Source organism: Nocardia ninae NBRC 108245, assembly GCF_007990755.1.
Classification (GTDB): Bacteria; Actinomycetota; Actinomycetes; order Mycobacteriales; family Mycobacteriaceae; genus Nocardia; species Nocardia ninae.
On record NZ_BJXA01000028.1, the window covers coordinates 95,587 to 101,586 of the forward strand.

Annotated in this window: 7 protein-coding genes; 3 read left to right on the forward strand and 4 right to left on the reverse strand. The window is 63.6% G+C overall.

The window, feature by feature from the left end:
- Positions 1–61: 61 nt before the first annotated feature.
- The 3 genes from NN4_RS21325 to NN4_RS21335 form a co-directional block, all read right to left on the reverse strand.
- Positions 62–478, reverse strand: coding sequence for an Ig-like domain-containing protein (locus tag NN4_RS21325; protein ID WP_147134159.1), 417 nt, complete (start codon positions 476–478; stop codon positions 62–64).
- 167 nt (positions 479–645) lie between these two features.
- Positions 646–1,011, reverse strand: coding sequence for a DUF4265 domain-containing protein (locus NN4_RS21330; RefSeq protein WP_147134163.1), 366 nt, complete (start codon positions 1,009–1,011; stop codon positions 646–648).
- A gap of 65 nt (positions 1,012–1,076) precedes the next feature.
- Positions 1,077–2,582, reverse strand: a complete 1,506-nt coding sequence (locus tag NN4_RS21335) for an alpha/beta hydrolase (RefSeq protein WP_147134166.1) — start codon at positions 2,580–2,582, stop codon at positions 1,077–1,079.
- A gap of 253 nt (positions 2,583–2,835) precedes the next feature.
- Here NN4_RS21335 and NN4_RS21340 point away from each other — a divergent pair, with 253 nt between their 5' ends.
- Positions 2,836–3,021 carry a hypothetical protein gene (locus NN4_RS21340; protein ID WP_147134169.1) on the forward strand — a complete coding sequence of 62 codons (186 nt, stop codon included), beginning with the start codon at positions 2,836–2,838 and terminating at the stop codon, positions 3,019–3,021.
- A 555-nt stretch (positions 3,022–3,576) separates the two neighbouring features.
- Here NN4_RS21340 and NN4_RS21345 read toward each other — a convergent pair.
- Entirely contained in the window at positions 3,577–4,095 is a 519-nt protein-coding gene (locus NN4_RS21345) for a hypothetical protein (RefSeq protein WP_147134173.1), read from the reverse strand.
- A 60-nt stretch (positions 4,096–4,155) separates the two neighbouring features.
- Here NN4_RS21345 and NN4_RS21350 point away from each other — a divergent pair, with 60 nt between their 5' ends.
- Together NN4_RS21350 and NN4_RS21355 are read left to right on the forward strand one after the other, a co-directional pair.
- Positions 4,156–4,650: a hypothetical protein gene (locus NN4_RS21350; RefSeq protein WP_147134176.1), complete on the forward strand. Its 495-nt coding sequence runs from the start codon at positions 4,156–4,158 to the stop codon at positions 4,648–4,650.
- A 131-nt stretch (positions 4,651–4,781) separates the two neighbouring features.
- The gene (locus NN4_RS21355; RefSeq protein ID WP_147134179.1) at positions 4,782–5,279 is read left to right on the forward strand and encodes a hypothetical protein; all 498 of its coding nucleotides are present in this window, start codon (positions 4,782–4,784) and stop codon (positions 5,277–5,279) included.
- Positions 5,280–6,000 lie beyond the last annotated feature (721 nt).

Consider the following 6,000-nt stretch of genomic DNA (forward strand, 5'->3'; position numbering starts at 1 on the left):
TCAGCGAGCAGTCCTCCGTACTGAGGATCTCCATCGTGCAGGGTCGAATCGTTCACTGGCGTCACTGTGTCCGTCTGTCCGGCGGAGCGAGAACGGTGACCGTTTCCGACTTGGACTGGGATCGGAATTTCACGACGATCGTGTGCGGGCCGGCAGTCGCTGGAGTCCACGGCACCCCGACATTCGCATACCCCTTCTCGACAACGAGATTCGGCCCGGAAGTACCGACGAGCTGTTCGCCGACGTAGAAGTTCACCTCGTCCGACGGGTCCGCCTGCGCCGAGTACCTGACGGACGCTACGAGAGCGCAGCCACAGCCGACGTGGGGTGCCTCCGAATGCGGGTTGGGACTTGAAGCCCATATCTCGAACACGGAGAGCTTCGCGTCCTCGTCGGGCAGCGTGGTACATGCAGCGGCCATGCCGCCCACCACTGCCGCCCAGCAGGCCATATGCACCAGAACGGTTTTCGTGTTCATCCACCAATTCTGTGCCCCGCCGGGCGATCGTCAGTCCCCGAATTGCTGGGGCGGCACCGAGTCGGGCGATGACCTCGGCTGGCAAGTCGCGCGCGGTCACCAGCCGCCACCCTTGAAGACGTCCGCATCTAGCCGATTATCGAGTGGTGGGCGCTCTGCTGTCACGCTTACGCAGTGACCTTCCAGGCGGCGGTGCCGCCTCCTCGCTCCCAGTGCCACCAACCCTGCCCCGCACCGTGTTCCAACAGCTTGCGAATCTTCGGCAGGTCCGCCTCCGGCGGTACATCCAAGGCCACCATCCGGTAGCGCTCGATGCCGTCACCTGTCGTGCAGAGGCGGTGGAAGGCCTTCAATACACTCTCCCGAGTGGCAGCCGAGCCATCGTCTTTCAGCACGATCAAGCGGATGGTGCAGTTCTGCGAGGGCTCGACAGTCTTGCCGACCCAGAGGACCCCCTCGTCGTCCGGCTCCACTGTGATGATGTCCCCGCTGGCGACTCCGCGAACGTGACGATCACCGACCAGAACGTGGATGTTTACCGCGCGCGCCCATCAAGCGTGACATCGTCGGTGCCGGGCGACATCATCCCATTTTGAGACTATGAGCTCTTGCGGCAGGTGATATCGCCCGGCGCGGTCAGCTGCTCGAAGTAGGCGAGGACAAGCTCGTCCACGCAGTGGATTCCGCGCAGGAATCCACTGTGCCCGGGACCATCGTTTGTGATGAGCGAAGCGTTCAGGGCGCGAGCCAGATTCACTCCGCCCTGGTAGGGCGCTACCGGATCTCCAGTGGTGGCGACGACGAGAACCTTTGGTAAAGTTTCGATCCCGATTATCTGATGCGGCTGGCTGGTCGGTTGCTCCGGCCAGAACGCGCAAACATCCAGTGGCGCTTGACCTTGGAAGCGGCCGGTATCGGCGAACGGCGCCGCGTCGATGCCGAGCTTGATCTCTTCGGCGGCCTTTGCTCGGTCCGTCGTACGCGGTTCGTCGAGGCACATTGTCGCCTGCCCTGCCGAGCGGTCGACCACGCCGCGGAACTGGTCCGAGAGTTCGAGCAGGGTATCGCCGTTGCCGCCGGCAAGCTCGCGCAGCCCCGTGGTGACTTGCGGCCACAGCTGGGGGATGTAGAGCGAGTAGACCACTGCGGATAGTCCGTTGAGATAGTTCAGTCCCCGCGAGTCACGGGTCGCCGCGGGCCGATCCAGGAGCGGGTTGATCAGCCTACGTAGCCGGTCGGTCGCCGCAGCGCTGTCGGTTCCCAGCGGACAGGCGCTCTCCTGGACACACCTGTCGGCATATGTCTGGAACGCCGATTGCAGCGAGGCATTGGTTTTAACTGGGTCGGACATCCGGGCCGCCGGATCGAGTGCGGCGTCGAGCACCAGGGCGCGCACCTTGTCGGGGAAGCGTTCGGCATAGCTCGAGCCCACTCGCGAACCGTAGGAGACGCCCAGCGCATTGAGCTGGCTCGCACCGAGCGCGGCCCTGATGATATCGAGATCCTGGACTGCCTCGCGGGTGCCGAGATGTCCGAGCAGTTCGGTACCCGTCTTCGCGACGCATTCGGCGACATAGTCGCGATTGTCCTGCTCGGACCGCTCGATTCCGGTCGGCGACATATCCGTCATCGCCCGCAGCTGAATCGCCTCGAGCCGTTCCTGCGAGACGCAGCGAACCAGCGGGGTGGATGCGCCGAGCCCGCGCGGATCGAAACTGACGACATCGAAGTTCGCACCGAGCCCCGATTTCCCGAAGACCGTGGGCACGCCGAGCCCAGGCTGTCCCGGACCGCCTGGGATTACGACCACCGCCCCGATCCGCTTCCCACGCCCGGCCATCCGTGAAACGGCGATCTGCGCGGTATTGCCCTCGGGTTTGTCGTAGTCGATCGGCACCTGCACCCGCCCGCACTGCACCTCGTTACCGGCATCTTCGATGCCCGCGAACCCGGCACACGACCCCCACTCGACCCGCTGGCTGTAGTACTTGTCGAGGTCCGGTTCCGCACGTGTGCCCCCCGGTGTGGCGGTGCACGCGGCAACCAGTGCGCCGCAACCGAGCACCACCAGCAGCCGCATATTGCGCGCGCCAATGAATCTCATCGAAGTCCCCTCCTATTTGTCCGATTATCGCGCGCACCCTAACGATTCGCCGCTAACCCCGGAAAAATGAGTTTTGTCACGAGGCTCCTGTACTGGAGTTTCCGAGCAATGCGTCGGCGGCAAGATGGCGAACTCATAAGACCAGCGAATCCGACAAGGCGCCTCGGGCTCCATGGTCGCCACCGTCAGCCCCGGCCGGCCTGCCCATCTGCTGCCGGGGCGACCACCAAGCCGACCTCGAAACCCTCGGTCCTTGGCCGACCGCATGACAGCGCAAGGACTCCCGACAATCGCGGCCCGCAACACGGCGATGATGGCCAACATCGCCGACCTCAACCCGACCGTGGTCACCGACCTGTTCGGCATCCACGACACCACCGCCCACACCTGGGCTCGTTTCGCCGAGACGAGCTGGGCCGCCTGGCTGATCTGGGAATGACGGCGGGTGATCGCCGGGTTGTCGCCGACTCCCCGGCATGTTGTATGGCCGTCGGACATCGACGCGCCTCACGCGCGATGGCAGGTCGACTCACCCGGATCTTCTTACGGCTCAGGAGATCTGGTGCCAAGCATCTCTGAATCCTACTTCGACAAGCTATCGGAATCGTCCATCCACACACAGACTCGCACACCGACCGGGGCACATGAGCTCCCCAGCCATTTTCTCCGGGCAGCATCGCGGCCGTTCTCCGCGCGATTTCGATCGCCGGTAACGCTTCGGCGCTGTTATTCAACAACTCGTAACAAGGCGGGTTATGCGATCGACTTTCATGGTGACGGCACAAAAATCCACCCGCTCGGCTACAACCGAGACGCCGAGAGGTAATTCACCATCTCTGACACCGGTTAGCGTGGGCCTGCAAGGCATTGCCGCACAACAGATTTGGTGCCCCATAAGCAGTGCGGGTGCAGGGCCCTCAATTATTCGACGGACAGTCAAAACGACTCGTTCCAGAATTCATAGGAAGAACAGTCCAATGATGCCCAAATCGGGTCAGGAGAACAATTGTGCGGCCCTGGTGCCTGCTACCGAAATGACGGAAATACCCGGAAACCCAACCCTGAAGGGCATCGTTCGCCGGTGCTCTGTCCGGCACGCCACGGTCATCGCTCTGATCGTGGCCGCCGAACTCGGCATCGCGGGGTTCGCGGTCGGCGTGGCAACCGCCGGGCCCGGCATGAATACGGCGATCTCGATCGCGGGCACCACCGGCACATGGGCACCCGCCCTCATCCAATCCACCACCGCGGCACCGACTGCGACCACGTCGATCGCAACGACCACAACACCGCCTGTCACGACCACGACCACGCCTGTACCGACGACCACACCATCGCCTGCCACGACGACGGCAACCATGCCGGTAACAACGACGACGACCACGCCGGTCACCACCGCCACCACGCCTGAGGTGGAGCCATCCAGCGTCAGCGAGCCGCAACCCCCGACCGGTCCCTGACGGCCGAGCACACCCCGCTCACTGCCGCCGCCAGGCTCCGCAACCGGAACCACGACCCATCGACCTGCTGCCGTTCGGCTGCACGATTTCCACCCGCTAGAAGGAGAATCTCCATGCGTATCACCAACAGAATCAAAGCCCTCGCCGCCGTCACCGCTATCGGCGCGATGCTGGGGGTGGCCGGCATCGCCTTCGCCGCGTTCGTCCAAGACAGCAGCTCCGGCGGCGTCGGAGGCTCGGCCGAAGCCATGGCACCCGCCACAGTGACCGGCGCGCAAACCGGGGTCCTACTGCCCGGTGAAAAGGCCTACGTCACCCTGACCCTGTCGAACCCGAACACCAATGTGAAGGTCAAATTGGTGTCCATCGCCGCAGGCGAGGTCATCGTCGACTCGGTCGCCAATTCCGCGGATATGAGCTATTGCCGCGACCAGATCTCCCTGTCCGCCGCAGGGGCCGATCCGCTGCTGCCGACACTGGCGGTCAGCGAAGCCAACTTCCCCTACAAACTGACCGACGCGGTGACCCTGAAGGACGACACCGACATCCGCTGCCAGGCCATGACTTATCACACCACCTGGACCGCCCAATTCCAGGCCGTCCGCTAATTGCTGAACACGGCAACCCCGAAACCTCGGCCTCGGGGTTGCCGTACCCAAGCGGCCAGGCCCACCGAACGGGCACGGGCTCACCCCCCGTTCGGCCCCCGCCGCACGACGCACCCGATGAAAGAACCGCCATGGGCATCCCTGGGAGAATCAGACACACAGTCGGCACCACAGCGGCCGGCGCAATCTTCGGTATCGCAGGCATCGCAGGCTTCGCCCTCGCGGCGTCCGTGCAGAGCAGCGCCGCAGGCGGCGGGTCGAGCCCAGCCGAGTCGCACGCCACCGTGGTCGGCGCACATATCGGCGTCCTGCTGCCCGGCGAAAAAGCGTATATCACCCTCACCCTGTCCAACCCGAACGCCAACGTACAAGCCAAACTGCTGCCCATTCGCGCAGACGACGTCGTGATCGACACCGTCGCCGACCCCGCCGACAAGCCCTACTGTCACGACCAGATCGAACTGTCCACCGTCGGCGCCGACCCCCACCTACCGACACTCGCCAAGAACGAAACCAACTACCCATACCGAATGATCGACGCCGTGATCCTGAAAGCAGACACCGACGCCCGCTGCCAAGGCATGACCTTCCACACCACTTGGACCGCGCAGTTCGAGGCCGTCCCCTGAGACCGGGCGCGACTCCACTGACCGAACCCGGCAGAATCCCCCGGCCATTTCATGCCTGTGATAGTAAGAAATATGAAACTGAATCCTGAATTCGCCGGTCGGTTATTCGTTGCATAGTAATCGGCGTGCGATGGGCGTATGCTGAGTTCACCGCTCCAGCCCAGGCGGCATCATCGATGTTTCCATTGCTGGCAGATGAGTCAAAGCATGGATGATTGCCCGAATCTACCAATGATTCCATGCCGCGTCGAGGCGCTACCACAGTTGATGGCCGCCGACGTGGCTGTCGAAATGCGTTCGGTAGCAACGAGTTTTGCGTTCGGCCCGGACCTCGCCGAAAACAAACCCACTGCTGGATCCAAATATCTTCCGCTGACGAAGACGGCGAAGTAGCAGACTTGTCGATCAACCGACGAGCCGGTGAATACGCCGTCTGGCGCGAGGCGTATTCGCATTCCTCCATGTCGAACCGGAGGCATAAAAGCGCGCCATTTTCGGTCGGTGCCGACACATGGACCTGAGCGCATCAGCGCTTCTGCAAAGACGGAGTACGACCATGAATACAACTCTCACCACACGCACCCGCGTCGCCGCCCTCTTGAGCGGCCTGGTCCTGGCCACCGGCACCATGATCGCGATAGCACCACCCACCTTCGCGGCCGCCTGTGTCACCGTCCACGGCGCCAACGGCGCCCCGGGCACCCCGACCGTCCCCGCGGGC